Below are 24,843 nucleotides of genomic sequence, written 5' to 3'. Positions count from 1 at the left end.
GCCGCCGGTGTGTCCGGTCTAAGCCGCCGGCGTATCCGACGACACCCCGGCATCCGCGCGATCGGTGGCGAGGGCGGCGACCGTCGCGCCCTTGAAGTCGACCGCGAGCATCAGCGGCTGCCAGCGGGTCTCCGCCTTCTGGGCGACGAGTTCCGCTGCGGCGAGGCGCTGGCTCGGGTCGCTGCACAGCACGAGGATCGACGGCCCCGCGCCCGAGACGACGGCCGCGAAGCCGTTCTCGCGCAGCAGGGTGATCAGCCGATCGGTCTCCGGCATCGCCGAGGCGCGGTAGCTCTGGTGGAGCTTGTCCTCGGTGGCGGCGTGCAGCAGTTCGGGGCTCTGGATGAGGGCCGCGACCAGCAGGGCCGAGCGCGAGACGTTGAAGACGGCGTCCTCGTGGGGAACCGACTGCGGCTGCAGGCTGCGGGCGAGCGCCGTGGACATGACGTGCTCCGGCACGAACACCAGCGGCGAGACGCCACGGTGCACGATGAGCTTCTTGAACCGCGGCCCCTCCGGTGTGACCCACGCGATGGTCAGGCCGCCGAACAGGGCGGGCGCCACGTTGTCCGGATGCCCTTCCATGTCGTTGGCGAGAGCGAGCAGCCCTTGCGCGTCGATGTCGACGATGCCGTCGAGCAGTCCCTTCGCCGCCATGATGCCGGACACGATCGCCGCGCCGGACGATCCCATCCCCCGTCCGTGCGGGATGTTGTTCCGTGCGACCAGGTCGAGCCCGGGCATCGGATGCCCGACGGCCTGAAAGGTGTGCGCGATCGCCCGCACGACGAGGTTGGACTCGTCGGTGGGGACTTCTCCGGCCCCCACGCCGATCACGTCGACCGTCGCTCCCGGCTCGTCGCGCACAGTGACCTGCAGCTCGTCATAGAGCGCGAGTGCCAGACCGAGGGTGTCGAAGCCGGGGCCGAGGTTGGCGCTCGTCGCGGGGACCTTGACCGTGACCGCACGCCCGCGAAGGTCGCCGGCCGAGGAGGTCACGCGCTCGCTCCCGCGACCTCGGTGCTCGGGGTCAGTCCGAGCACGGCCGCGATGGCGGTCGTGTCGACCGGCACGACGGTGGGCTGGACGTCGGAGCCGTCTGCGGTGCGCAGCGCCCACTGGGGGTCCTTGAGGCCGTGGCCGGTGACGGTCAGCACGACGGTGGCGCCGGCCGGGATGACCCCGGCCTCGGAGCGCTCGAGGAGTCCTGCGACACTGATCGCGGACGCCGGCTCGACGAAGATGCCGACCTCGGCCGAGAGGATGCGGTGGGCGGCGAGGATGGCCGAGTCGTCGATGGCCCCGAAGTAGCCGTCGCTGTCGTCGCGGGCGTTGAGCGCGAGCTCCCACGAGGCCGGGTTGCCGATGCGGATGGCCGACGCGATGGTCTCCGGGTCTTTGACGGGGTGACCGAGCACGATCGGTGCGCTGCCGGAGGCCTGGAAGCCGAACATCCGGGGCAGCTTGGTGGCCTCGCCGCGCAGCAGCTCCTCGGTGTACCCGCGGTGGTACGCGGTGTAGTTGCCCGCGTTGCCGACCGGGACGATGTGGAAGTCGGGTGCGTCGCCGAGGACCTCGACGACCTCGAAGGCGGCCGTCTTCTGGCCTTCGATGCGGTCGGGGTTCACCGAGTTCACGAGGTGCACCGGGTAGTGCGTGGCGAGGTCGCGCGCGATCTCGAGGCAGTCGTCGAAGTTGCCCTGCACCTGCAGCAGTTGAGCGTTGTGGGCGATGGCCTGGCTGAGCTTGCCCATCGCGATCTTGCCTTCCGGCACCAGCACGACGGCCTGGATGCCCGCGTGGGTCGCGTACGCGGCAGCGGAGGCCGAGGTGTTCCCGGTCGATGCGCAGATGACGGCTTTCGCTCCGTGCTCGACGGCCTTGGAGATGGCCATCGTCATGCCGCGGTCCTTGAACGACCCGGTGGGGTTCATGCCCTCGAACTTCACGTAGACGTTCGCTCCGGTGCGTGCGGACAGCGCCGGGGCGGGCAGGAGCGGCGTGCCGCCCTCGCCGAGCGTCACGATCGGAGTGGCGTCGCTGATGTTCAGGCGGTCCGCGTATTCACGCAGCACCCCGCGCCACTGACGACTGTTCGCTTTTTCGGGCATTACGATCCTTCGACTCGGAGTACGGATGAGACGGCTGTGACGACATCGCTCGCCGCCAGGGCCTCGACGGTGGCCGCCAGCGCCGCTTCCTCGGCTTCGTGCGTGCCGATTACCAGGGTAGCGGTGGGGGCCGCGTGCCCGTGAACCGGTGTGCGCCCGTGATCCGCTGCGTTGCGGGAGATGACGACGGCGCCGGTGGCGGTGGGCACCGACTGCTGCACCGTCTCGACGCTCACGTCGCCGTCGCTGAGGATGCGGGCGACGGTCGCCAGCACTCCGGGCTGGTCGGCGATCTCGAGGGTGATCTGGTAGCGGGTGACGACGCGGCCGATGTCGAGCACCGGAAGCTGCGCGTGGGTCGACTCCGCGACTCCGGGACCGCCGGCCACGTGGCGACGGGCGGCCGAGACGAGGTCGCCCAGGACGGCGGATGCGGTCTCCACTCCCCCGGCGCCGGCGCCGTAGAACATGAGGTCGCCGGCGGCTGCCGACTGCACGAACACCGCGTTGTGCGCTCCGTGAACGGCGGCCAGTGGATGCTCGCGCGAGATCAGCGCCGGATAGACCCGCGCCGACACCCCTTCTTCGCCGGTCTCGGGATCGGTCAGGCGCTCGCAGATCGCCAGGAGCTTGATGACCGAGCCGTTCTCCCGCGCGGCGTCGACCTGAATCGTGCTCACTCCGGTGATGCCTTCGCGGTACACCGATTCGAGGGGAACCGTGGTGTGGAAGGCGAGACTCGCGAGGATCGCGGCCTTCTGCGCGGCGTCGTAGCCGCCGATGTCCGCGGTCGGGTCGGCTTCGGCGTATCCGAGCTCGGTCGCGGTGGCGAGCGCCGCGGCGAGGGTGTCGCCGTTCACGTCCATGCGGTCGAGCACGAAGTTGGTGGTGCCGTTGACGATCGCGAGGATGCGGTTCACGCGATCGCCGGCGAGGCTGTCGCGCAGCGGGCGGATGATCGGGATGGCGCCGCCGACCGCCGCCTCGTAGTAGAGCTGTGCGCCGACCTGCTCGGCCGCCTCGAACAGTTCGGGGCCGTGGGTCGCGAGCAGCGCCTTGTTGCCGGTGATCACGTCGGCGCCCGAGTTCAGCGCCTGCAGCACGTAGCCGCGGGCCGGTTCGACGCCGCCCATGAGCTCGATCACGATGTCGGCGCCGAGGATGAGCGAGGACGCATCGGTGGTGAAGAGCTCGCGCGGCAGGTCGACGTCGCGCTGTGCGTTCACGTCGCGTACTGCGATTCCCACCAGTTCGAGGCCGGCGCCGGCCCGCGAGGCGAGCTCGTCACCCTGCTCGAGGAGGAGGCGCGCGACCTGCGAGCCGACGGAGCCGGCTCCCAGCAGCGCCACCCGGAGACTGCGGTACTCGATCATTTCGCTCCCTCGACTTCGCGATCTCCTGTGGGCGGACCCGAGTACGCGGCATCGCGCGCCAGCAGGTCGGCCTCGGTCTCGCCCCGCACGATCACGCGCGAGACGCCGTCGCGCACCGCGATCACGGCGGGACGGCCGACGTAGTTGTAGTTGCTCGCCAGCGACCAGCAGTAGGCTCCGGTCGCCGGGACCGCGAGCAGGTCGCCCGCCTCGACGTCGGCGGGCAGGTAGTCGGCCTCGACGACGATGTCGCCGCTCTCGCAGTGCTTGCCGGCGATGCGCACGAGCGCGGGAGGCGCATCCGTGACCCGGCCGGCGATGCGCACGGAGTAGTCGGCGCCGTAGAGGGCGGGACGGGCGTTGTCGCTCATGCCGCCGTCGACGCTGACGTAGCGCCGCACCGCTGTCTCGCCGTCGTCCTGGTACGACACCGGCACGTCTTTGATGGTTCCGGCCGAGTAAAGGGTGAGGCCGGCGGTTCCGATGATCGAGCGGCCCGGTTCGAAAGCGACGACCGGCAGTGGGATGCCCAGCTCCGAGCATCCGGATGCCACGGTCTCGGCGATGCGCGATGCGAGCTCGCCGATCGGCGACGGGTCGTCGGCGGTCGTGTACGCGATGCCGAAGCCCCCGCCGAGGTTCAGCTCGGGCACGGCGCCTCCGGCGAGCAGCTCTCTGTGCACCGCCAGCAGGCGGGCAGCCGACTCGGCGAACCCGTCGGATCCGAAGATCTGCGAACCGATGTGACAGTGCAGGCCGAGGAACTCGAGCCCGCCGAGCTCCCGGATGCGCGCGACGGCGGCCGGAGCGTCGGTGAGGCCGATCCCGAACTTCTGGTCTTCGTGCGCGGTCGCGAGGAAGGCGTGCGTGTGCGCGTGGACGCCGCTGTTCACCCGCAGCCGGACCCGCTGCGTGCGGCCGTGCCGGGAGGCGGCCTCGGCGACGCGCTCGATCTCCTGCAGGCTGTCGATGATGATGGCGCCGACGCCGGCCGAGACGGCACGGTCGATCTCGGCGAGCGACTTGTTGTTGCCGTGGAAGCCGAGACGGGCGGGCTCGACCCCGGCCGCGAGCGCGACGGCCAGTTCGCCGCCGCTGCAGACGTCGATGTTGAGGCCGGCCGCGTCCATCCAGCGAGCGACCTCGATGCTGAGGAACGCCTTGCCTGCGTAGTAGACCTTGGCGCTCGACCCGACGCGCTCGAACGCGGCGGTGAACGCGGCGAGCACCTCGGCGGCGCGCTCACGGGCGTGCGCCTCGTCGACGACATAGATCGGGGTGCCGTAACGGGCGGCCAGTTCGGAGGCTCTGACACCGCCGACGGTCAGCTCACCGTCGACCCGGGCGACGGTGCGCGACCACAATTCGGGCGCGAGCGAGTTCGCGTCGCCCGGAACGGCGAGCCATTCCGGAGCGAGCGGATTCGCTGATGCGTTCGGATACGAAGCCACGGGGATAACCTCACGGGTGGGGACGAGTGGGGGTCTCTCGGGCGAGCGGACCCGGCTTGGTCCCTGAAGCCACTGAAGTACCGGCAGTCTATCGAGGCTTTGCCGGGCGGTCCGACCGTGTTACGTCGGCTAGCAGCTGCCCTTGCTGCGCAGGGTGGCCTGGTCGAGGACCATGTTCTTCGCGTCGAGGTGGACGGTGGCATGGCCCGGCACGATGTCGATCTGGTTGACGCCGACGCCCTCGGGGAGGTACTGGGCGACGCAGACGGGGATCGGGCCGCGCTGGGTGATGGCGGCGACCAGTTTCGACAGGTCGAGGGCTCCCCCTCCCGTGGTGACTTTGGCGTCGACCGGCTGCAGGAGCACGGTCTTGCCCGCCGCCACCGGTTTGACGGTCACCTGGTAGCCGATGGGGAGCCCGAGGAGGTTGGCTGAGCCGTTGTAGGAGAGGATGCCCTTGCCGAGGGTCAGGTCTCCGGTGACACCCGGCACCGAGACCAGCTTGTTCAGCGAGGTCTGCGAGATCGAGAGGGTGCCGTCGACGGCCGAGACCGGCTTGGTGAGGTCGGACGGGACGCCGGTGGCGACGATCGTCGCGCTGAGCGGGGCATCCTGGACCATGAGCTCGGGGGCGTCGAGCTCCACCCGGTCGAAGGATCCGCTGAGGTACTGCTGGATGACAGATGCGCCGCCGATGTGCACGGAGACGTCGCCCGTCACGTTGGCGGGCAGGTTCTTCTCGATCTCGGAGGCGACCCGGTCTTCGGCGATCGAGCGCACCACGCCGTCGGCGACGAAGAACAGGACGACCAGCACGACGAGCGGTATGGCGATCCAGAGCAGGACGCGCCAGCCGCGCCCGCGCCGCCGCGGCGGGATCGGTCCGGGGTAGGTGCCGGGCAGCACCTCGGTCGGCTGGGCGTCGCTCATCGCGCTGTCCTCACATCCGGTCGGGTGCTGAGACCCCGAGCAAGCCGAGGCCGGTGCGGATGACCTGCCCGGTGGCGTCGTTCAGCCACAGGCGGGTGCGGTGCAGATCGGTCACCGCTTCGTCGCCGAGGGGGTTCACGCGGGTCGCCGCGTACCACGTGTGGTACAGCCCGGCGAGCTCTTCGAGGTACCGCGCGACCCTGTGCGGCTCGCGCAGTTCGGCCGCGAGCGCCACGATGCGGGGGAACTCCTGCAGCGCACCGAGCAGAGCGGACTCGCTCTCATCGGTGAGCAGCTCCGGCGCGAACCCGCTGCGGTCGACGCCGCTGGCGGCTGCGCGGGCCTCGACCGAGCGCGTGCGGGCGTGGGCGTACTGCACGTAGTAGACGGGATTCTCGTTGCTGCGCTTGCTCAGGAGGTCGAGGTCGATGTCGAGCTGGGAGTCGCTGGACGAGCGCACGAGCGCGTATCGTCCGGCGTCGACGCCCACGGCGTCCACCAGGTCGTCGAGGGTCACGATCGTGCCCGCGCGCTTCGACATCTTGACGGGTTGGCCGTCTCGGAGCAGATTGACCATCTGACCGATCAGCAGCTGCAGGTTGACGTTGGGGGTGTCGCCGAAGGCCTCCGCCATCGCCATCATGCGACCGACGTAGCCGTGGTGGTCGGCGCCGAGCATGATCAGGTTCTGCTCGAAGCCCCGCTCGCGCTTGTTCAAGTAGTAGCCGAGGTCGCCGGAGATGTAGGCGGGCTCGCCGTTGCTCCGGATGATCACGCGGTCGCGGTCGTCGCCGAACTCGGTCGTGCGCAGCCAGATCGCACCGTCTTCCTCGAAGATGTGCCCGAGATCGCGCAAGCGCTCGATGGCCCGGTCGACGGCCCCGGACTCGTGGAGCGAGTCTTCGTGGAAGTACACGTCGAAGTCAACGCCGAAGCCGTGCAGCTTCGACTTGATCTCGGCGAACATCAGCTGGGTCCCGATCGAGCGGAACACCTCCTGCTGCTCGACGCGCGGCAGGTCGGCCAGGTCGCCGTCGTACTGCGCCACCACCTGCTGGGCGATGTCGCCGATGTACGCACCGCCGTAGCCGTCCTCCGGCGTCGGCTCACCGAGATAGGAGGCGAGCAGGCTGCGCGCGAACCGGTCGATCTGCGAACCGTGGTCGTTGAAGTAGTACTCGCGGGTCACGTCGGCGCCCTCGGCCTGCAGGATGCGGGCGAGGCTGTCGCCGACAGCGGCCCAGCGCACGCCGCCCATGTGGATCGGGCCGGTGGGGTTGGCCGAGACGAACTCGAGATTGACCGTGAGGCCGTCGTAGAGGTGACCGCGGCCGTACTGGTCGCCGGCCTCGACGATGGTCTTGGCCAGCTGGCCGGCGGCGGCCGCGTCGAGACGGAAATTGATGAAGCCGGGCCCGGCCACCTCGGCCGAGGCGACACCCTCGATGGATGCTGCGGCCTCCGCGATCTCGGCGGCCAGCTCACGCGGGTTCGCACCGAGGCGCTTGGCCAGGCGCATGGCCACGTTGGAGGCCCAGTCGCCGTGCTCGCGGTTCTTCGGACGCTCCAGCGGGACGTCGTCGATCGTGACGGTGAGCTCGGGGAGGTCGGCGCCCGCGGCACGACGCCGTTCGACGATCGCGGTCACGATGTCGAGCAGGGAGGCGGAGAGGTCAGCGGGAGTCACGATCATCGATTCTACCGGGGAGCGGCGGAGCATCGATTGCGCAACGATCGCGGCGAACGTTGAGGTTTCGGATCGGCTCCGTTGATAGGGTCTTCGCGACGCGCGCCGAAGCGCTCTCGCGTAACGCGCCCCGCGCATCCGACCGCATCATCAAGAGGAACACGCCCCGCATGGTTCTTTCCGCTCGCTCTCGCTCTCGCTCCGTCCTCGTCGGCCGCACTGCAGCCGCTGTCGTCGCCGTGCTCGCCGGCGCACTGACGCTCAGTGCCTGCGCCCACTCTCCGGCGAAGCCCTCCGGCACTCCCTCCTCGGCGGCGACCATGGCCGCCGGCGGCGGCGCCTCCGCGACGCCGACACCGACCCCCACTCCGTCCGACCCGCCGACCCCGGTCACCCTCGCCTGCGACCAGATCGTCACCGCCGACCAGCTGTACGCGTTCAACCCGAACTACGGCGCCGACCCGGGGTACGCCCCCAAAGCCGGCTCGCTCGAGAAGAAGATCGCCGACTGGAAGGGCGCCACCTGCGGCTGGCTCAACCAGACCAGCAACGAGGTGATCGAGATCGCCGTCGCCAAGCCGCCGGCGAGTGAGCTCGAAAGTCTCAAGAACGCAGCCGTCACCTCCAGCCAGCCCGTTCCCACCTACGGCGTCCCGCCGCAGATCGAGGGCTACTTCAAACCCGGCACGGCCGGTGAGGTCCAGATCTTCCGTGGACCGTACTGGATCGTCGCGACCTCCACGGCCTTCTTCGAGCCGGGCGATCCTGCGCCACTGATGCAGAACGTGCTGGCCAACGTGCCGGCGAGCTGAGCCGCCGCAGAGCCGACCCGTCTCAGAGACCGGCGCGGGGATGCTAGCCTGGATGGGCACTCCTGGCCCCCATAGCTCAGGGGATAGAGCGTCTGCCTCCGGAGCAGAAGGCCGTAGGTTCAAATCCTACTGGGGGCACCGTTCGCCGGCCGGCTCACTGCGGCTGCTGCCAATCCTCATACTCTCCCGACAGCACGAAGTCGCGATGAAGGGCCGTCTGCGACAGCGCTGAGAGCAGAGCGAAACCGGCGAGGTCCGGCCAGCCGGCCGTCCAGGTGAGCCCGGATGCGATGCGCCACACGGTCGCGTCCGGTTCGGTCCGCAGGAGGCCGGCCACCTCACGGGCGCGCTCCAGCTGGTGCTCGGCGAGTGCCGCGGAGCGCTCGGCCAGACCGCGGAACGGTCGTTCGTGCCCGGGGCACGCCTCGCGGTCGTCGAGGACCGCGACCCGGCGCAGGGATCCGAGGTAGTCGGCGATCGGGTTCGAATCGCTCGCTCCACCCAGACCGAGGCCCGAGTTGATGGTGGGCAGCACGTGGTCTCCGGTGAAGACCAGGCCGGCATCCGGTTCGTCCAGGCAGATGTGTCCGGCGGTGTGTCCGGGGGTGTGCAGCACGCGCAGCCGTCGTCCGGGCACCGCGAGCTCGTCGCCGTGCGTGACCAGACGGTCCGCCGGGCGCCCGAGTCGGGGGACGGTCCGCGGAAGGTCGAGTTCGGCTCGGCGATCGGTGGGAACGCCCCACGCCTCCAGCGGCGGCGCGGGTGCAGGGGCGTCGAGGGCGGTCTGCTCCGCCGCGTGCATCACCAGCGTCGCTCCGGATGCGGTGCGCAACCGGTCGGCGCCGCCCAAGTGGTCGGCGTGCAGATGGGTGATGACGATCTGCGCCACGTCGTCGATGGTGTGTCCGATGGATTCGAAGGCGGCGCTCAGCCGTTCCTCGTTCTCGTCGGACGACCAGCCGGGGTCGACGACATGGACGCCGCCCCGGTCGTCCTCGATCAGGTAGCAGAGGCTGTACGGGATCGGGCCGCCCGGCATCGCGATCGGAACGATGTGGATGCCGGGCCGGAGCTGCTCCGGCCCGGTCATCCCCGCAATCGATGTCGGCACGGCCCTCCTCGGATCGCCTTCAGACTAGCTGGCGACGTCCTCGCGCTTCGGCAGCTTCCATCCGGGACGCACGTAGTGGCAGGTGTAGCCCCACGGGATGCGCTCCAGATAGTCCTGGTGCTCGGGCTCGGCCTCCCAGAACGGGCTGGCGGGCGTCAGCTCGGTGACGACTTTGCCCGGCCACAGCCCCGACGCGTCGACGTCGGCGATGGTGTCCTCCGCCACGCGCTTCTGCTCGTCGTTCTCGTAGAAGATCGCCGAACGGTAGCTGGTCCCGACGTCGTTGCCCTGACGGTCCTTGGTCGACGGGTCGTGGATCTGGAAGAAGAACTCCAGCATGTCGCGGTAGCTCGTCACCGACGGGTCGTAGACGATCTCGATCGCCTCGGCGTGGGTTCCGTGGTGCCGGTAGGTGGCGTTGGGAACGTCACCGCCGGTGTAGCCGACGCGGGTGTTCAACACTCCGGGGCGCTTGCGGATCAGGTCCTCCATGCCCCAGAAACAGCCTCCGGCGAGCACGGCCGTCTCAGTGGTGGTCTTGTCGGTGTCGGTCGTGGTCATCGGGTTGCCTCCTCGGCGTCGAAAAGCTGGCGGTACTCGCCGTAGCCGGACTTCTCCAGGTCGGCGAGCGGGATGAAACGGAGTGCGGCCGAGTTGATGCAGTAGCGCAGTCCACCGGCCTCGGCGGGGCCGTCGTCGAACAGATGGCCGAGATGGCTGTCTCCGTTGGTCGAGCGCACCTCGGTGCGCACCATGCCCCAGGTGCGGTCCTTCTTCTCGACGACGTTCGCAGGGTCGATCGGCGCTGTGAAGCTCGGCCAGCCCGACCGGCTGTCGTACTTGTCGACGGACGCGAACAATGGCTCGCCCGAGACGATGTCCACGTAGATGCCTGCGTCCTTGTTGTTCCAGAACTCGTTGCGGAAAGCCGGCTCGGTCGCCGCCTCCTGGGTGACCGCGTACTGCTTCGGCGTCAGCCGCGAGACAGCATCCGGGTTCTTGCGATACTCCTGCGTCACGTGTCCTCCTCGGGGACTGTGCGCGCCGCTGGCTGCGGGCGCGTTCATCTCATAAAACAAGGGTGCGCTTTATTAAGTTCCACGTCGATAGCAGCCACTCAGCGAACCCACAGCAATCGTCGCGGGGTGTTCATCGACACGGTCTGGTGCGACGGATGCGCGGCGGAGTAGCTTTCGGAGCACGGCCGTTCCGAGTCTTCGGAGGCTGCTGTCCCGTACGAGCGATCGCGAGTGAAAGGGAAACAACATGTCAGACAAACCCACCATCGTCCTCGTCCACGGAGCCTGGGCGGACGGCTCCAGCTGGAATGCCGTCTCCCGCGAACTCCAGTCCCAGGGCTTCACGGTGCAGACGCCGCCGAATCTGTTGCGCGGGCTGACCGGCGACGCGGCCTACATCGCCTCGTACCTCGCCCAGCGGACGAGCGGCCCCGTCGTCCTCGTCGGCCACTCGTACGGCGGCGCGGTGATCAGCGGCGCGGGCGCGGCAGGCGGCGACGTCAAGGCTCTCGTCTACGTGGACGCCTTCATGCCCGACGAAGGCGAGACGGTGTTCGCGATCCTGGGGGGCTCCGGATCGGCACTCGACGTTCCCGACCCCACCACCGTGCTCGACCTCGCCGGCTATCCGGGCGCGCCGGAAGGCGACGCCGAGGCCTTCCTCAAGCCGCAGACGGTCCACCAGTCGTTCGCCCAGGATCTGCCCGAGGCGGATCGGCTGCTGATCGCCTCGAGTCAGCGCCCGATCACCCTGTCGGCCAACACGACCCCGGCTGGAGCACCTGCCTGGAAGAGCATCCCGAGCTGGGCCGTCATCGGCACAGAAGACCGGGTCATCCCGCCGGCGGTCCAGCGCAGCATGGCGGAGCGCGCGGGGGCGACCATCACCGAGGTCGCGGCCTCGCACGTGTCGATGGTCGCGCAGCCGCAGGCCTCGATCGACGCGATCCTCGCGGCGGTCGCCTCGCTCGGCTGAGCCCACCATCGTGCGGCGCGGGCGGCGGCCGTCATTCCGGCCGGTCGCCCGGGTCGCGGGTGTCCCTGTCACCCGCGCCACCGGTGTCTGCTGCGCCACCGGTGCCGCCGGTGTCGGCGGGGCCGCCGGTGTCGCCGTCCCGCACGATCGGGATCGACTCCGTGAACTGCGCCGCACGATGCTCGCCGTCGGGTGTGCCGCTGAACAGTCGCGCGTCATCCTGGTTGCGGGAACGCGCGGGCGGCGTGGCGGGCTCCGGAGTCTCGACCATCTCCACGCGGGTGCGCGGAAGCGACGTGGCGCTGTACCGCTGCATCCAGTCGATCAGCCGCTCGCGCACCAGGCAGCGCAGGTCGAAGAGGGTCGGGGCGTCGCGAGCCGTGACCAGGATGCGCACCCGCACGTACCCGCCGACGGCATCCGTCACCTGCAGCACGCCGGTGCGGCCATCCCAGAGGTCGGTGCCGGCGAGCACACGGTTCAGCTCACCGCGCATCCCGCCGGGCGAGACGCGCCAGTCGAGGTCGAACTCCACGGAGCCGAGCAGTTCGCTGTGCTGCCGGGTCCAGTTCTCGAACGGCTTGGTCGTGAAGTAGTTCGACGGCAGCACCAGGCGCCGGTCGTCCCAGATGTGAACCACGACGTAGGTGAGCGTGATCTCCTCGATCGTCCCCCACTGCTGCTCGACGACCACGACATCGTCGATGCGGAGCGCGTCGCTGAACGCCAGCTGCAGCCCCGCGAACAGATTGCCGAGGGTCGACTGGGCCGCGACGCCGGCGATGATCCCGATCACACCCGCCGACGCCAGGATGCTCGCCCCGGCCGCCTGGAGCGGCGGGAAGGTCAGCAGAATGGCCCCCAGCCCGACGACCACGGCCGCGACGACCGTCAGACGACGGAGGATCAGCACCTGCGTCCGCACCTTCCGCGCGTACCGGTTGTCCGGAACGTCGAGACGATAGCGGCTCAGCCCGAGGTCTTCGACGAACACGGCGAGGGCTGCACCGAACCACACCCCGGTGGCGATCGCGGCGATGAGGAACGTGTGGTGGATGACGTCCCGCCACACGGCGGTCACGTCGGCGGGCAGGCTGATCGTGACGGCGATCCACAGCACGATCACGGCTAGGAAGAAGCGGAACGGGATGCGCGCGCGCTTGAGGAGCAGTTGGGCCCAGGCCCGGCGGTGAGCGGCGGCACGCAGGATCACTCCGGCCACCGCGGTGATGACGATGGCGGCCAGGATCGCCACGACGCAGGCGATCGCCAAGCCCGGCCAGGAACGCAGAACGAACACGGTGGGGGAACTCCTTCGAGGTCGGGTCTGCTGCGGAGTGTACGCGCTGTGCACGCGAGCCCGGCGCTCTGTACGCTGAGTCCGGCAGGCACGAGCGAAGGAGCGAGCATGGCAGCGACACGGACACTCTTCATCGGCGGCACCGGGGTCATCAGCTCCGCTTGCGTCGTTCGCGCGGTCGATGCGGGGCACGAGGTCACGGTGGTCAACAGAGGGGCCTCGACGACACGTCCGCTGCCGGAGGGCGTCGAGGTCCTGCACGCCGACATCCGTGATCCCGAGAGCGTCCACGCCGTGCTGGGCGAGCGCAGCTTCGATGTCGCCGCGGAGTTCCTGGCGTTCACGCCCGAGCACATCCGCACCGACTTCGACCTCTTCGAGGGGCGCGTCGGCCAGTACGTGTTCATCAGTTCGGCATCGGCGTACCAGACCCCGCCCGCCCGGCTTCCCATCACGGAGTCGACACCGCTGCGCAACCCGTTCTGGCAGTACTCCCGCGACAAGATCGCCTGCGAAGACCTTCTGATCGAGGCGTACCGCGAACGCGGCTTCCCGATCACGATCGTGCGCCCGTCGCACACCTACGACCGCACCACGATCCCCACGAGCGGCCATTGGACCGACCTCGACCGGATGCGCCGCGGAGCGCCCGTCGTCGTCCACGGCGACGGGTCGAGCCTCTGGACCATCACGCACAGCTCCGACTTCGCCGTCGCCTTCACCGGACTCCTCGGCCGCCCGGAGGCGGTCGGCGAGTCGTTCCACATCACGTCGGACGAGGCGCCCTCCTGGGACCAGATCTACCGCTATCTGGCCGAGGGGCTCGGCGTGGAGGCCGACCTCGTGCACGTGGCGTCGGAGTCGATCGCCGCGGTCGTCCCGGAGCTCGGCCCCGGGCTGATCGGCGACAAGGCGCACTCGATGGTGTTCGACAACAGCAAGGTCAAGACTCTGGTGCCGGAGTTCCGGGCGCGTGTGCCGTTCGCTCACGGTGCGGGCGAGATCGTCGACTGGTTCCTCGCCGATCCGTCGCGTCAGCGCGTGGACCGCGACCTCGACGCGGCGTTCGACCATCTGGCCGATCGCGCCCGCTCCTTCGGGAGCTGAGGTCCTGAGCGCCTACTGCGAGTAGCCGCTCGAACCGCTCATCGTGCCGCTCGTCGAACCGCTCGTCGAACCGCTGCCAGAGGGCGCTCCGATCTTGTCGCCGTCCGCTCCGACCGCCCACCAGAGACCGCCGACGCCTTGGCCCGTCACGTCGCCGACCGACGAATCGCCGGTGTACGTGTAGAGCGGCCATCCGTTGACGGTGACCTGCATCCGGCCGTCGACGGCGGCGATGGTGCCGACCGTGCCGGTGACGCCGTCGACCTTCGGCGCTGCCGAGGTCGTCTCGACGGCGGGCCACTGGGTCGAGCACGCGCCGCTGCACGCACTGCTCGTCGCGCCTCTGGTGTCGTGGTCGAACACGTAGACGGTGAGTCCTCTGCCGTCGACGAGGACCGTGCCGAGCGAGGTCGCCGCTGTCGCGAGAGCGACGCCGGACGACGAGCTCGACGACGAGGGCGGCGCGGACGGCGTCGACGACATCGAGCTCGCTCCGCCGCTCGTGCATCCGGTGAGTGCCAGAAGCGTGACGGCCGCCGCGCCGAGCACGATCCCGATTCTTCTGTTCATGGTGCGTTCCGTTCCGCTTCCGGGTGATTCGCCCTTGCTGAGACCACGAGATGCGGCGAGCGGCAGGTTCAGTGTTTTTCGGTCCGGTTCGAACTTCGTGACCTATTCGAGATGTCCGTGCGGAAACAGAAGCTTTACTATTAAGAAACTTTCCTGATACATTTCGGGATCACAATCGTTCCAACGAAGGGATGTGCGAGATGGCGTCCAAGCCGGTTCCGGGAACCCCCTCCTGGCTGCGCGAGACCAACGACCGCACCGCCCTCTCGCTGCTGCTCGAACACGGCGTGCTCACCCGCAGCCGCATCGGCGAGTTGAGCGGGCTCTCCAAGCCGACCGCCGCCCAGATGGTCTCGCGGCTCGAGAACGCCGGCCTCATCCACGCCGTCGGCGAGGTCTCCGGAGGCCGCGGCCCGAACGCCGCCAGCTACGCGGTCCGCACCGACCGGATGCTCGGCGTTGCCATCGACATCGACGCGCACGTGATGCGCTCCACCGTGGTCGACGCGAGCGGCCACGAGCATCCGATCGCCACCACCCCCCTCGCCAAAGCGGCCCGCGACCGCTCCCCCGAGACCGACGTGCGCGCAGCCATCGACGCGGCCTGCGACATCGCCGGCATCGCGAGCGCCACCGTCACGGCCGCCTGCATCGGCGTTCAGGGCGCCCTCGATCCGCGCACCGACGAGTTGAGCTTCATCGAGACCCTCCCCGGCTGGCCCAAGAAGGGCATCCGCAAGCACCTCGAAGACGCGCTCGGCCTCTCCGTGCACATCGACAACGACGTGAACCTCGCCGCCATCGCCGAACGAACGGACGGCGCCGGACGCGACACCGCCGGATTCGCCCTGCTCTGGATGGGAGAAGGCCTCGGCCTCTCCGTCGACCAGGGAGGCTCGGTGCACCGCGGAGCATCCGGGGGCGCCGGCGAGATCGGCTACCTGCCCATCCCCCGCAACGCCGCCGAGCTCGACCCGGATGCCGGCGACCTGCAGGACCTCATCGGCGGACCGACGGTCGCACGGCTGGCACGCGGGCTCGGGATGCGCGGCCGCGGCTTCACCGCGCTGGTCGAGGCCATCCCTGCCGCCCCGGAACGCGAAGCCCTCCTCGCCGAGCTCGCGCCGCGCATCGCCGTCGGCGTCATCCCGGTGCTCGCCCTGCTCGACCCGGAGCTGGTCGTGCTCGGCGGCCCCACCGGGAGCGCCGGAGGAGCCCGCCTGGCCGAGCTCGTCGGCAAGCACGTGCGCAAGGCCTGGGGTTCGGCCACCGTCGTCGCGACCGGCGTCCCCGAGCATCCGGTGCTGAGAGGCGCACGCGAACACCTGCTCGCAGAGGTGCGGACCGCACTGTTCGCCGAAGTGTCCAGGATCTCCGCCTGAGCCGCCCACCACCGAGAACCACCCACCATCGAGAACGCACCCACCCGCAGCACCATCACGAATCGGAATCAGTGAGGAACCAACCGTGAAACACCGTCCCCGTCACATCATCGCCGCCGTCGCGGTCACCGCGGCCGCGGCACTGACCCTCGCCGGGTGCTCCGGCGGAGGCAGCAGCAGTGGATTCGACTCCAGCACGCCGACGGACCTCTCGGGCACCGTCTCGTTCTGGCACTTCTTCTCCGACCGCGAGGCGAAGGTCATCCAGTCCGTCGTCGACGACTTCGAGAAGAAGAACCCCAAGGTGAAGGTCCAGGTGCACGCCGGCCAGGACGACGAGAAGCTGCAGAAGGCGATCGCCACCGGCAGCAAGGTCGACGTCGGCCTCTCCTACTCCACCGACATCGTCGGCAACTTCTGCTCCAACGGCGCGTTCCGCAACCTCAACAAGGTGATCGAGCGCGACGGCGTCGACATGAGCCAGTTCTCACCGACCGTGAAGTCGTACACGGAGTTCAACGGAACGCGTTGCGCGATGCCCATGCTCGCCGACGTCTACGGTCTCTACTACAACAAGGACCTGCTCGCGGCGGCCGGCTTCACCGCCGCACCCAAGACGCTGTCCGAGCTGGAGTCCATGGCCGACAAGCTGACCACGTACAAGGCGGACGGCTCGATCAAGACCCTCGGCTTCAACCCGACCATGGGCTGGTACGAGAACGCCGCCGCCCACTACGGCCCCGCCGCCGGCGCCGAATGGCTCAAGCCCGACGGCACCAGCGCGATCAGCTCCAGCCCCGGCTGGACCGAGCTGATGACCTGGCAGAAGGCCTTCGTCGACAAGATCGGCTGGGACAAGCTCAACAAGTTCACCTCCGGCCTCGGCCAGGAGTTCTCGGCCGACAACGCCTTCCAGAAGGGGAAGGTGGCCATGAACATGGACGGCGAGTACCGCACAGCGTTCATCGCCGACCAGGCGAAGGACCTCAACTACGGAACCGCTCCGTTCCCGACGGCCGACAACCACACCGACCTCTACGGCGGCGGCTACATGACCGGCAACATCATCGGCATCTCGAAAGGCTCCAAGAACCCCGAGCTGGCGTGGGCACTGCTCAAGTACCTCACGACCGACACGGATGCCGTGGTCAAGCTCGCGAACGGCCTCAAGAACGTGCCCACCACATCGGACGCACTCACGTCGCCGGCGCTCGAGGTGTCGGACCAGTACAAGACGTTCCTCGACATCGCCGCCGACAAGAACGTCGCGACCACGCCCGCGAGCCCGCTCGGCGCCGGCTACCAGCAGTCCTTCCAGGACTACTGGAACAAGTACCAGAGCCAGGGCGGCGACCTGCAGGCCGGTCTGAAGGACGTCGACAAGCAGATCGACGACGCGCTGGCGCTGACCACCGGTCCGTGACGATGACCTCGACCGCTCTTCGCGGGGGGCGGGCGGCGACAGCAGCCGTCCGCCCCTCGCGGGCCCGCACCCGACGGAAGCTCGTGACGCTGGCGATGCTCGCGCCGGCCCTGCTCGGACTCGCGATCTTCTTCGTGTACCCGCTCATCGCATCCGTGTACTACTCGTTCACCCGGTTCGACCTCGTGTCGCCCCCGCAATGGATCGGTCTGCGCAACTACCAGTACCTGTTCACGCAGGACCCGAACGTCTGGGAGGCCACCCTCAACACGCTGTGGTTCGTGGTGATCTGGGTGCCGGCCAAAGTCGTGTTCGCCCTGCTGATCGCCGGCCTGCTGGCCCGGGCGAAGCGGGCATCCGGCGTCTGGCGCACCGTGTTCTATCTGCCGGCCCTCGTGCCCCCGGTCGCGAGCGTCGTGGCGTTCGTCTTCCTCTTCAACCCGGGCACCGGCCCGGTCAACCAGATGCTCGCGCTCTTCGGCATCCAGGGGCCGCTGTGGTTCAACGACCCGGCCTGGTCGAAGCCGTCCCTCGTGCTGCTCGGCGTGTGGGTGATGGGCGACATCATGATCATCTTCCTGGCCGCCCTCCTCGACGTGTCGAAAGAGCAGTACGAGGCCGCCTCGCTCGACGGGGCGAACGGTCTGCAGAAGGTGCGGTACGTCACGCTGCCCAGCATCGCCCCAGTGCTGCTGTTCTCGGTGGTGACCGGGGTGATCGCGGCCATCCAGTACTTCACGGAGGCAGCCGTTGCCTCCGGTGTCGCCAGCGGCAAGGCCGTGATCGGCGAAGGCATCAGCAACAACCTCGGCTACCCGGACGGCTCCCTGCTCACGTACACGCAGTGGCTCTACGTCCGCGGATTCGGCACCTACCAGCTCGGCTACGCGTCCGCCCTCGCGGTGCTGCTGTTCGTGGTGGCCGCCGCCATCCTCATCCTCCTGCTGCGCCGCTTCAAGGCGTTCACACCGGAAGGCGCCCAATGACCTCCGCCACCCTCACCCCGCCGCAAGCGGCCCCCGCCCCGCAACGGCAGCGACGCATCCCGACCCCGCGATCGCTGCGGACGCGACGTGTCCTCGCCTGGATCGCCGAGCACACCGTGCTCGTGGTGCTCGCGATCCTGTTCATCGCGCCGATCGTGTTCGTGTTCCTCACCTCGCTGATGTCGAGCGAGCAGACGCTGACCGCGTCGCTCTGGCCGCAGCCGTTCGTCTGGAGCAACTACGCGACGGTGTTCACCACCGTCCCGCTCCTCCAGTGGTTCGGCAACTCTGCCCTCTACGCGATCCTGGCGACGGCGTTCATGCTCGTCTCCAGCGTGCCGGCGGCCTATGCGCTGGCCAAGATCAAGTTCCGCGGGGCGAACGTGCTGTTCACGGTGATCATCATCGCGATGCTGCTGCCGCCCCAGGTGACGGCGATCCCCATCTACGTGATGTGGTCGCAGCTGAACCTGACCGGCACGCTCTGGCCGCTCATCCTGCCCAACCTGCTCGGCGACGCGTTCTCGATCTTCCTGCTGCGCCAGTTCTTCCTGACGATCCCGAGCGAGTACGCGGACGCCGCGCGCATCGACGGGAACGGCGAGTTCGGGGTGCTGTGGAGGGTCGTGCTGCCGATGGCCAAACCGGGGATCGCCGCGACCGCGATCTTCATGTTCTTCAACTCGTGGAACGACTACTACGGTCCCCTGCTGTACACGTCGGAGAACCCGGACAACTGGCCGGTGGCCTACGGTCTGGCGTCCTTCCGCGGAGTGCACGGGACGGACTGGGGGCTCACGATGACCATGACCATCCTGGTCACCGTCCCCGTCGTCCTCATCTTCTTCTTCGCCCAACGCGTGTTCGTCGAGGGCATCACATTGACCGGCGTGAAGGGATAGCCGTGAAACTCGCTGTCGTCGGTGGAGGCTCCACCTACACCCCCGAACTCATCGACGGGTTCGCCCGGATGCGGGACATCCTCCCCATCGCGGAGCTGTGGCTCGTCGACACCGATCCCGAGCGGCTGCGGCTGGTCGGCGGCATGAGCGAACGGATGTTCCGCGCGGCGGGCCACACCGGGCGCATCGTGCCGACCGGCGACCTCGTCGCAGGGGTGTCCGATGCCGACGCCGTGCTCATCCAGCTGCGGGTGGGAGGTCAGGCCGCCCGCCACGGAGACGAGACGTTCCCGCACGAGTGCGGCTGCATCGGTCAGGAGACGACCGGTCCGGGCGGCTTCGCCAAGGCCCTCCGCACGGTCCCGGTGGTGCTGCGCGTGGCCGAGGCGGTGCGTCAGCACGCCCGACCGGACGCCTGGATCGTGGACTTCACCAACCCGGTGGGCATCGTCACGCGCGCCCTCCTCCAGGAAGGCCACCGCGCAGTCGGCCTCTGCAATGTGGCCATCGGGTTCCAGCGACGCTTCGCCGACCTGCTCGGCGTCGACCACACGGCGATCACTCTCGGCCATGTCGGCCTCAACCACCTCACCTGGGAGCGCGCCGCCTACGTCACCGACGCGTACGGGACCCGTGACGCGCTGCCCGGCCTCATCGACGCACACCTGGGCCGGCTCGCCGAGGAGATCGAGCTGCCGGCATCCCTCATCACGATGCTCGGCAACATCCCCTCGTACTATCTGCGCTACTACTACGCGCACGACGAGGTGCTGCGGGAGCAGCTCGGCGCACCGACCCGCGCGGAAGCCGTTCAGGAGGTGGAGCGGGCGCTGCTCGCGCTCTACGCCGACCCGTCCGTGGACACCAAGCCGGAGGCCCTCGCCCAACGCGGCGGCGCCTTCTACTCGGAGGCGGCGGTCGACCTGCTCGCCTCACTGCGCAGCGACCGCGGCGACACCCAGGTCGTGAACCTGCGCAACGACGGCTCCCTGCCGTTCCTGCCCGATGACCACGTCATCGAGGTGCCGGCCGTCGTCGGGGCCTCCGGCGTGGCCGCCCTTCCCGTCGAGCCGGTGGCCGACGACCTCCGCGGGCTGATCTCGCACGTCGCCGGCTACGAGCGCCTCGCCCTCGACGCCGCCGTCCGCGGAGGGCGCGAGCGGGTGGTGCGGGCGATGCTGGCGCATCCACTGGTCGGTCAGTACGACCGAGCGGAGAAGCTCACCGACCTCCTGATCGCTCGCAACCGGGACCACCTCGCATGGGCGAAGTGAGCGGCGCCGCCGCTCCCCTGGTGATCGCCGTCGACGGCGGCGGATCGAAGACCGACGCCGTGGGACTGGACCTCGACGGGACCGTCGTCGCCAGCGCGCGCGGCACGACGTCGAGCCCCCACCTCATCGGGACGCCTGAGGCGGTCGCTCTCGTCGACGGCCTGATCGCCGACATCCTCGACCAGACCGGCGGCCGCCCGATCGCGCAGACGAACGTGTACCTCTCCGGGCTCGACCTGCCGGCGGAGGTGAACGCGTTCCGCGCCGGGATCGCCGGTCTCGCGTGGGCGGACGCCGTCGTCGACAACGACCTGTTCGCCCTGCTGCGGGCGGGGACCAACGCACCGGATGCCGTGGCGGTCGTCTGCGGCACCGGCATCAACTGCGTGGGGGTCCGGGCCGACGGCGAGGTGGTGCGCTACCCCTCCCTCGGGATGATCTCGGGAGACTGGGGCGGCGGATGGCACCTCGGCGAGCAGGCGCTGTGGCACGCGGCGCGGGCGGTCGACGGCCGGGGCCCTGCCACGTCACTCGTGGACGCGATCCCCGCGGTCTACGGCCTCGGCACGGTGCGGGAGGTCATCGAGGGACTCCATTTCGAGCGCATCCCGAACGCCGACCTGTCCCTGATCAGCCCGGCGGTCTTCGATGCGGCCCGCGCCGGGGACGCCGTGGCCGCCGCGCTCGTGGACCACCAGGCGGACGAGATCGTGACGTTCGCCGCTACGACGCTCCGACGGCTCGGGCTGCTGCAGCGCGCGGTGCCGGTGGTGCTCGGCGGCGGGGTGATCGGCTCGCGCGACGAGCGCCTGCTCGACGCGGTCGCGAAGGGTCTCGCGGAACGGGCGCCGCTGGCGTACATCGAGCTGGTCGCTGCGGCGCCGATCCTCGGCGCGGGCCTGCTGGCGCTCGAGGCGGCCGGCGCGGATGCGGCGGCGCTGGAGCGCGCCCGCGACGAGCTCGGCGCCCGCCAGTCGGCGCTGCCCCTGGCGCAGCCGGCGTCCTGACCGGCCCGGCCCGCCCTGCGCGACCCGCCCCATCCGGACCGCCCGACCCACCCACCACCCGCTTCCTGAATTCAGGAGAAATCGCGCTCCCGAGCCGCCCGCTCCTGTATTCGGGAGCCGGCGGCCGTACGAGCGCCGGAACTCCTGAAAACAGGAGGCGGTCGTGCTCACCGGGGGCAGACGCAGCGCAGGCGTCGTGGTTCACTGGGCGTGGGAGGCCCGTACGCAGACGGATCACGACGCCGAGCGCAGGCGGATGGTCGAGCGGCAGCTCGAATTCCGCGGGATCGGGGACGCGCGCGTCCTCGAGGCGATGAGGCACGTGCCGCGGCACTTCTTCGTCGGCCCCGAGTTCGCGCGCAACGCCTACGACGACCACCCCCTCCCGATCGGCGACGGCCAGACGATCTCGCAGCCCTACATCGTCGCGCTCACCCTGGAGGCCGCGCGCATCGGTCCGGACGACGCCGTGCTCGACGTCGGCACGGGCTCCGGATACGCGGCCGCGGTCGCCTCGGAGCTGGCGGCCCGCGTCGTGAGCGTCGAACGGCATCCGGGGCTCGCCGAATCCGCCGAGCGCACGCTGACATCGCTCGGCTACTCGGTGCAGGTGGTCACGGCAGACGGCTCGCTCGGCTGGCCGGAGGGGGCGCCGTACGACGTGATCGTCGCCGCCGCGACCGGGCCGGGGGTTCCAGATGCCTGGCTGGCGCAGCTCGCCGACGGAGGCCGCATCGTCATGCCGGTGGGCCGCTCGGGCGGAGCGCAGCACCTGGCGTTGTTCGAGCGCGGTGCCGACGGGATGCTCGTCGAGACCAACCTGGGCGGGGTGTCGTTCGTCCCGCTCGTCGGGGAGCAGGCGTGGCCGGCGCCCGAGCCGAGGCGGTCGTGAGCGCGTACGGGATCCGGGCGTTGACAAGCGAGACCTGGGACGCCTTCGCCGAGCTGGCCGCCCGGCACAGCGGGGGCGGGATGGGCGGCTGCTGGTGCACCTGGTTCCACCGGGAGACGCATTCCGCGCCGGGTTCGTCGAGCACCGTGCCTCGCACAGCCGACGACTCCCGCGACTTCAAACACCACCTGGTCGACACCGGCCACGCGCACGCCGCTCTCGTGTTCGACGGCGAGCGGGCGGTCGGGTGGGCCCAGTTCGGCAGCCCGGCCGAGCTCCCCGGCATCGCCCACCGCAAGGAGTACCTGGAGGGGGTCGATGTCCTCCCGGACTACCGGATCACCTGCTTCTTCGTCGACCGGGCGTACCGGCGCCGCGGCGTCGCCGTGGCCGCCCTCGACGGCGCCCTGGAGCTCATCGCCTCGGCCGGCGGCGGCACCGTCGAGGCCTACCCGCAGGACACTCCGGGGGCAAAAAGGTCTCGTCGACGTTCCTGTACAGCGCCACCCGCGGAATGTTCGAGCGGGCGGGCTTCGACTATCTGCGCCCGAAGGGCAGAAACCACTGCGTGATGCGCACGGTGATCGACCCGGGAGACCGGTCTTAGGCCGCGACGGCGACGCGCGCCGACGCGCGGTCGAGCGAGGAGAGAAGCGCCGCCAGCTGACCGCGCGGGGCTCCCGGGTCCTCCGGATGCCACTGGACGCCGAGGACCGGTGCGCTCTCGTGCTCGAGGGCTTCGATGGTCCCGTCCGGGGCACGGCCCGTGACGATCAGGCCGGTGCCGACGACGTCCACCGCCTGGTGGTGGGCGCTCTGCACGTCGATCGTGTCGCCCTCGAGCAGGCCCGAGACCAGGCTGCCGGCGGCGAGGTGCACCGGATGGGTTGCCATGATCTCGCCGATCGGGACACCGTGGTTCTTGTGCGCGCTCTCCCCGCCGAGGTGCTGGACGAGCGTCCCGCCGAGCGCCACGTTGAGGATCTGCAGGCCGCGGCAGATGCCGAGCAGCGGGGTCTCGCGCTCGATCGCCCGGAGCACGAGTGCGACCTGCGCCGCATCCGCCTCGGGCAGATGCCGGCTCTGACCGTCGTAGACGTGCGCCCCGCCGTACACGGCAGGCTGGATGTCCTCTCCACCCATCACCAGGATCGCGTCGGCCGCCTCGGTGCGCGCGAGCAGTGCATCCGTGCCCTGATCGGCGGCCAGCCGCGTGACCGTCCAGCCCTGGCTCTCGGCTTCGGCGACGGCGGCGCCCACGAGGATCTGCACGTACTCGTGGTATTCGGGGTCGTGACGGCGGAAGCGCGTGGCCTCGACGACGGCGAGCGAGCGTTCGGGGCGGTGGATGCTCATCCGGGTGCTCCTCTCGTCGCGGTCGTCCGGCGGTCACACCATTCTGAAGGGGGTGCGTGCTGCTGTGCATCCGGTGTGTAACAGGGTGAAACAGAAGTCGCAGCCCTCTCCGAGCCGTCGTCCTGGCGCGGCCGAAGCGGCCGCCAATAGACTCGCCTAGGAACCACCGGGCTGACCGATCCGGTGCTCAGCGGCGGAAGCGGCGGGTCGGATGGCGGCAGCGGGAGGCGACGGTCCAGGCAGTCGCAGCGGAGGTGGGAGGTCGTGGATCCCGTCCGGGGTCGACGGCTCGAGCGAAAGGGAGCAACACCATGGCAAAGCAGTCCATATTCGGGCGCATCTCGCAGCTGATGAAGGCGAACGTCAATGCCCTCATCGACCAGGCCGAGGACCCGGAGAAGATGCTGGACCAGATGGTCCGCGACTTCACCGACAACATCGCCGACGCCGAGAGTGCGATCGCTGAGACGATCGGCAATCTCCGGATGCTCGAAGACGACCACAAGGAAGACCTCGAGGCCTCCGTCGAATGGGGGCAGAAGGCGCTCGCGGCCAGCAAGCAGGCCGACACCTACCGCGCCGGCGGAGACGCGGCGAACGCCGACAAGTTCGACAACCTGGCCAAGGTCGCGCTGCAGCGGCAGATCTCCTCGGAGAATGAGGCGAAGGCGGCCGAGCCGCAGATCGCGTCGCAGACCGAGGTCGTCGACAAGCTCAAGTCGGGCCTCAACGGCATGAAGGGCAAGCTCGAGCAGCTGAAGAGCAAACGCTCCGAGCTGATCGCCCGCGCGAAGAGCGCCCAGGCGCAGGTCCAGGTGATGGATGCCGTCAAGAGCGTCGACATCCTCGACCCGACCAGCGAGGTCGGCCGGTTCGAAGACAAGATCAGGCGTGAGGAGGCCAAGGTGCGCGGCGCGTCGGAACTCGCCGCGTCGAGCCTGGACGCCCAGTTCAACCAGCTGGACGACCTCGGCGAGATGACCGAGGTCGAAGCCAGGCTCGCGGCCCTCAAGACGAGCGGCGCGCCGGCTCAGGCGGCGGTCACGGCCGACCCGAAGCCGTCGGCGCCGTACACGCCCGGTCAGTGACGGTGCTGCGCGAGCATCCGGTGTGCGAGCATCCGGTCTGTGAGCATCCGGTGTGTTCACATCGGGTCTGCGCGCGTGAGGAACAG

At 69.6% G+C, this 24,843-nt stretch carries 24 protein-coding genes and 1 tRNA gene; 13 read left to right on the top strand and 12 right to left on the bottom strand.

What is annotated here, in order from left to right; genetic code table 11:
• Positions 1-18: 18 nt before the first annotated feature.
• From thrB to argS, 6 genes are all read right to left on the bottom strand, one after another.
• Entirely contained in the window at positions 19-999 is a 981-nt protein-coding gene (thrB, locus tag ACFVV5_RS10480) for a homoserine kinase (protein ID WP_387243040.1), read from the bottom strand.
• Positions 996-2,111, bottom strand: a complete 1,116-nt coding sequence (gene thrC, locus ACFVV5_RS10475; protein WP_387243037.1) for a threonine synthase — start codon at positions 2,109-2,111, stop codon at positions 996-998. The genes thrB and thrC overlap by 4 nt, the downstream gene beginning before the upstream one ends.
• Entirely contained in the window at positions 2,111-3,484 is a 1,374-nt protein-coding gene (locus tag ACFVV5_RS10470; protein WP_387243034.1) for a homoserine dehydrogenase, read from the bottom strand. Before ACFVV5_RS10470 ends, thrC begins: the two co-directional genes overlap by 1 nt.
• Positions 3,481-4,935 (bottom strand): diaminopimelate decarboxylase, encoded by a 1,455-nt coding sequence (lysA, locus tag ACFVV5_RS10465; protein WP_387243031.1) that lies wholly within the window; start codon positions 4,933-4,935, stop codon positions 3,481-3,483. The genes ACFVV5_RS10470 and lysA overlap by 4 nt, the downstream gene beginning before the upstream one ends.
• 129 nt (positions 4,936-5,064) lie before the next feature.
• Positions 5,065-5,865, bottom strand: a complete 801-nt coding sequence (locus ACFVV5_RS10460; RefSeq protein ID WP_387243028.1) for a DUF2993 domain-containing protein — start codon at positions 5,863-5,865, stop codon at positions 5,065-5,067.
• A 10-nt stretch (positions 5,866-5,875) separates the two neighbouring features.
• Positions 5,876-7,552 (bottom strand): arginine--tRNA ligase, encoded by a 1,677-nt coding sequence (gene argS / locus ACFVV5_RS10455; RefSeq protein ID WP_387243025.1) that lies wholly within the window; start codon positions 7,550-7,552, stop codon positions 5,876-5,878.
• Between the two features lie 170 nt (positions 7,553-7,722).
• Between argS and ACFVV5_RS10450 the strand changes: the two genes are divergently transcribed.
• Both ACFVV5_RS10450 and ACFVV5_RS10445 read left to right on the top strand, forming a co-directional pair.
• Positions 7,723-8,364 (top strand): iron ABC transporter ATP-binding protein, encoded by a 642-nt coding sequence (locus ACFVV5_RS10450; RefSeq protein WP_387243022.1) that lies wholly within the window; start codon positions 7,723-7,725, stop codon positions 8,362-8,364.
• 65 nt (positions 8,365-8,429) lie between these two features.
• Positions 8,430-8,502: transfer RNA gene (locus ACFVV5_RS10445), tRNA-Arg, on the top strand.
• Between the two features lie 16 nt (positions 8,503-8,518).
• Here the strand turns inward: ACFVV5_RS10445 and ACFVV5_RS10440 are convergent.
• Genes ACFVV5_RS10440 through msrB form a run of 3 tightly spaced genes read right to left on the bottom strand, consistent with a single transcriptional unit; the run spans position 8,519 to position 10,494 of the window.
• Positions 8,519-9,475 carry an MBL fold metallo-hydrolase gene (locus ACFVV5_RS10440; RefSeq protein WP_387243019.1) on the bottom strand — a complete coding sequence of 319 codons (957 nt, stop codon included), beginning with the start codon at positions 9,473-9,475 and terminating at the stop codon, positions 8,519-8,521.
• A 24-nt stretch (positions 9,476-9,499) separates the two neighbouring features.
• A complete protein-coding gene (msrA, locus tag ACFVV5_RS10435) occupies positions 9,500-10,036 on the bottom strand; it encodes a peptide-methionine (S)-S-oxide reductase MsrA (RefSeq protein WP_387243016.1) in 537 nt (178 codons plus the stop codon).
• Positions 10,033-10,494, bottom strand: a complete 462-nt coding sequence (gene msrB, locus ACFVV5_RS10430) for a peptide-methionine (R)-S-oxide reductase MsrB (RefSeq protein WP_387243013.1) — start codon at positions 10,492-10,494, stop codon at positions 10,033-10,035. The genes msrA and msrB overlap by 4 nt, the downstream gene beginning before the upstream one ends.
• A gap of 247 nt (positions 10,495-10,741) precedes the next feature.
• Here msrB and ACFVV5_RS10425 point away from each other — a divergent pair, with 247 nt between their 5' ends.
• Positions 10,742-11,470, top strand: a complete 729-nt coding sequence (locus tag ACFVV5_RS10425) for an alpha/beta fold hydrolase (RefSeq protein ID WP_387243010.1) — start codon at positions 10,742-10,744, stop codon at positions 11,468-11,470.
• A 31-nt stretch (positions 11,471-11,501) separates the two neighbouring features.
• Here ACFVV5_RS10425 and ACFVV5_RS10420 read toward each other — a convergent pair whose 3' ends face one another.
• On the bottom strand, positions 11,502-12,770 hold the full coding sequence (locus ACFVV5_RS10420; RefSeq protein ID WP_387243007.1) for a mechanosensitive ion channel family protein: 1,269 nt from the start codon (positions 12,768-12,770) through the stop codon (positions 11,502-11,504).
• Between the two features lie 108 nt (positions 12,771-12,878).
• Here ACFVV5_RS10420 and ACFVV5_RS10415 point away from each other — a divergent pair, with 108 nt between their 5' ends.
• Positions 12,879-13,877: an SDR family oxidoreductase gene (locus tag ACFVV5_RS10415; RefSeq protein ID WP_387243004.1), complete on the top strand. Its 999-nt coding sequence runs from the start codon at positions 12,879-12,881 to the stop codon at positions 13,875-13,877.
• Positions 13,878-13,889: 12 nt separating this feature from the next.
• Here the strand turns inward: ACFVV5_RS10415 and ACFVV5_RS10410 are convergent, their stop codons facing one another.
• The gene (locus ACFVV5_RS10410; RefSeq protein ID WP_387243001.1) at positions 13,890-14,447 is read right to left on the bottom strand and encodes a hypothetical protein; all 558 of its coding nucleotides are present in this window, start codon (positions 14,445-14,447) and stop codon (positions 13,890-13,892) included.
• 200 nt (positions 14,448-14,647) lie between these two features.
• On the opposite strand from ACFVV5_RS10410, the gene ACFVV5_RS10405 reads away from it, so the two are divergent.
• From ACFVV5_RS10405 to ACFVV5_RS10370, 8 genes are all read left to right on the top strand, one after another.
• Positions 14,648-15,829 (top strand): ROK family protein, encoded by a 1,182-nt coding sequence (locus ACFVV5_RS10405; RefSeq protein ID WP_387242998.1) that lies wholly within the window; start codon positions 14,648-14,650, stop codon positions 15,827-15,829.
• 85 nt (positions 15,830-15,914) lie between these two features.
• Positions 15,915-17,252 carry an ABC transporter substrate-binding protein gene (locus ACFVV5_RS10400; RefSeq protein WP_387242995.1) on the top strand — a complete coding sequence of 446 codons (1,338 nt, stop codon included), beginning with the start codon at positions 15,915-15,917 and terminating at the stop codon, positions 17,250-17,252.
• Between the two features lie 83 nt (positions 17,253-17,335).
• Positions 17,336-18,238 (top strand): carbohydrate ABC transporter permease, encoded by a 903-nt coding sequence (locus ACFVV5_RS10395; RefSeq protein ID WP_387242992.1) that lies wholly within the window; start codon positions 17,336-17,338, stop codon positions 18,236-18,238.
• On the top strand, positions 18,235-19,140 hold the full coding sequence (locus ACFVV5_RS10390) for a carbohydrate ABC transporter permease (RefSeq protein WP_387242990.1): 906 nt from the start codon (positions 18,235-18,237) through the stop codon (positions 19,138-19,140). The genes ACFVV5_RS10395 and ACFVV5_RS10390 overlap by 4 nt, the downstream gene beginning before the upstream one ends.
• Positions 19,141-19,142: 2 nt before the next feature.
• A complete protein-coding gene (locus tag ACFVV5_RS10385; protein WP_387242987.1) occupies positions 19,143-20,414 on the top strand; it encodes a 6-phospho-beta-glucosidase in 1,272 nt (423 codons plus the stop codon).
• Positions 20,402-21,421 carry an N-acetylglucosamine kinase gene (locus tag ACFVV5_RS10380; protein ID WP_387242984.1) on the top strand — a complete coding sequence of 340 codons (1,020 nt, stop codon included), beginning with the start codon at positions 20,402-20,404 and terminating at the stop codon, positions 21,419-21,421. Before ACFVV5_RS10385 ends, ACFVV5_RS10380 begins: the two co-directional genes overlap by 13 nt.
• Before the next feature lie 256 nt (positions 21,422-21,677).
• Positions 21,678-22,313 (top strand): protein-L-isoaspartate(D-aspartate) O-methyltransferase, encoded by a 636-nt coding sequence (locus ACFVV5_RS10375; RefSeq protein ID WP_387243246.1) that lies wholly within the window; start codon positions 21,678-21,680, stop codon positions 22,311-22,313.
• The gene (locus tag ACFVV5_RS10370) at positions 22,283-22,885 is read left to right on the top strand and encodes a GNAT family N-acetyltransferase (RefSeq protein ID WP_387242981.1); all 603 of its coding nucleotides are present in this window, start codon (positions 22,283-22,285) and stop codon (positions 22,883-22,885) included. Before ACFVV5_RS10375 ends, ACFVV5_RS10370 begins: the two co-directional genes overlap by 31 nt.
• A 31-nt stretch (positions 22,886-22,916) precedes the next feature.
• On the opposite strand, the gene ACFVV5_RS10365 is transcribed toward ACFVV5_RS10370, so the two are convergent.
• The gene (locus ACFVV5_RS10365) at positions 22,917-23,669 is read right to left on the bottom strand and encodes a gamma-glutamyl-gamma-aminobutyrate hydrolase family protein (protein ID WP_387242978.1); all 753 of its coding nucleotides are present in this window, start codon (positions 23,667-23,669) and stop codon (positions 22,917-22,919) included.
• A 311-nt stretch (positions 23,670-23,980) separates the two neighbouring features.
• On the opposite strand from ACFVV5_RS10365, the gene ACFVV5_RS10360 reads away from it, so the two are divergent.
• The gene (locus ACFVV5_RS10360; RefSeq protein WP_387242975.1) at positions 23,981-24,757 is read left to right on the top strand and encodes a PspA/IM30 family protein; all 777 of its coding nucleotides are present in this window, start codon (positions 23,981-23,983) and stop codon (positions 24,755-24,757) included.
• Positions 24,758-24,843 lie beyond the last annotated feature (86 nt).

This window comes from Leifsonia sp. NPDC058248 (genome assembly GCF_042881905.1).
Classification (GTDB): Bacteria; Actinomycetota; Actinomycetes; order Actinomycetales; family Microbacteriaceae; genus Leifsonia.
This window is presented reverse-complemented; position numbering and strand designations above follow the sequence as displayed.